At 35.5% G+C, this 1,097-nt stretch carries 2 protein-coding genes and 1 pseudogene; all 3 read right to left on the minus strand.

Annotated features, from left to right (window positions below; all coding sequences use genetic code 11):
• Positions 1-122: pseudogene (locus IEU71_RS10355) on the minus strand (relaxase MobL); the annotation flags it as partial.
• Positions 106-420, minus strand: coding sequence for a hypothetical protein (locus tag IEU71_RS10095; RefSeq protein ID WP_004915877.1), 315 nt, complete (start codon positions 418-420; stop codon positions 106-108). The pseudogene IEU71_RS10355 and the gene IEU71_RS10095, both read right to left, overlap by 17 nt.
• The gene (locus IEU71_RS10100; RefSeq protein ID WP_188349662.1) at positions 410-1,090 is read right to left on the minus strand and encodes a hypothetical protein; all 681 of its coding nucleotides are present in this window, start codon (positions 1,088-1,090) and stop codon (positions 410-412) included. The genes IEU71_RS10095 and IEU71_RS10100 overlap by 11 nt, the downstream gene beginning before the upstream one ends.
• Between the last annotated feature and the right edge of the window lie 7 nt (positions 1,091-1,097).

The following is a 1,097-nucleotide window of genomic DNA, read 5'->3' on the forward strand; positions in this document are numbered from 1 at the left end:
TCTGAGTATTTTTGTCCCTTCATATCTGCTGTACTAGACGTGACGAATTGTGCTGGTAAATTGACCATTGCCGTCTTTTTTTCACCCAACGCAAATGCAGCAATTTCACCAGTCTTCGCCATTTTGCAATTCCTCCATAATCTCTTCTAAACTATCAAAATCTTGTTCATAATCAATTGTCAAACGGCGGGCTGTTCTGGAAGACATGTTCAGCATTTGAGCAATTTGCATGTAGGATTGTTGATAGTTATTAAACAGAATTAAACTTATCTGAGCCAAATAGTACGTGCGATTATCGCGTTCATGTTGACTGTCAGCCATCTCACTAACCTGAGTAGGATGGTGCCAATTGAATTCATCAAGTTGTTCTAAATACTTTGTCAGTTGTGCTTTTCTTTTATTATGCTTTTTAATCGTCATCGAGTTGTCCTCCTGTTTGGTGATATTTTTTGATCAGCTGCTTATCGCGACTTCGAATTTTTTTATATTCTTCATAAGATTGTGCCAATTCATTGTTTGGATTGAGTTCTGTGGGTGTACCAAATTGTTGGAACTCTGTGGGATTAATGGGGTTGATGGCATATTTAACAAAACCATTTTCTAAATTAATGCCTTCTGGAATATATTCAAGTTGACGTTGCTGCATGGTTAAAAGAAAACCTAATAAATTCTCTACATTTGCCAATTGCGCAGTCAATTTTGAATCACTTTTTGTGGAGTTGGCATCATTTACCTTCTGGGCTAGTTCCGAGTAATTGAGACGAGCATTTTTAGCATTAATGGCAATATTTTCTACGAAGAAGTGCAAAGCAAACTTATAGACACTACTTCGACTAAACTTCACATTAAGAGCATTTGGGTGTCTTTCTATCCAATGCTTCATTTGTTGAAAATACCATTCTTCATCTCGTGAATTTTTAATTCCAATCATTGTTGGTCTTTCATCAAAAGTTGATTGACTGATGTCAAATTCATTTAACAAATTTTCAATCAGCTCTAGTTCTGATTTAACCTCTAAAGGAATATCTTCGGGTAGCGTTGTATCATATTTTTTATTCAAAACATTTCTTCTTTTGATGAGTGCCTTCATTTGACTT

Origin of the sequence: Leuconostoc falkenbergense (assembly GCF_014634805.1) — a bacterium.
GTDB lineage: Bacteria > Bacillota > Bacilli > Lactobacillales > Lactobacillaceae > Leuconostoc > Leuconostoc falkenbergense.

Coding starts and splice junctions, on each gene's coding strand:
- IEU71_RS10100 (WP_188349662.1), bottom strand. CDS start 1,090: ATGAAGGCACTCATCAAAAGAAGAAATGTTTTGAATAAAAAATATGAT.
- IEU71_RS10095 (WP_004915877.1), bottom strand. CDS start 420: ATGACGATTAAAAAGCATAATAAAAGAAAAGCACAACTGACAAAGTAT.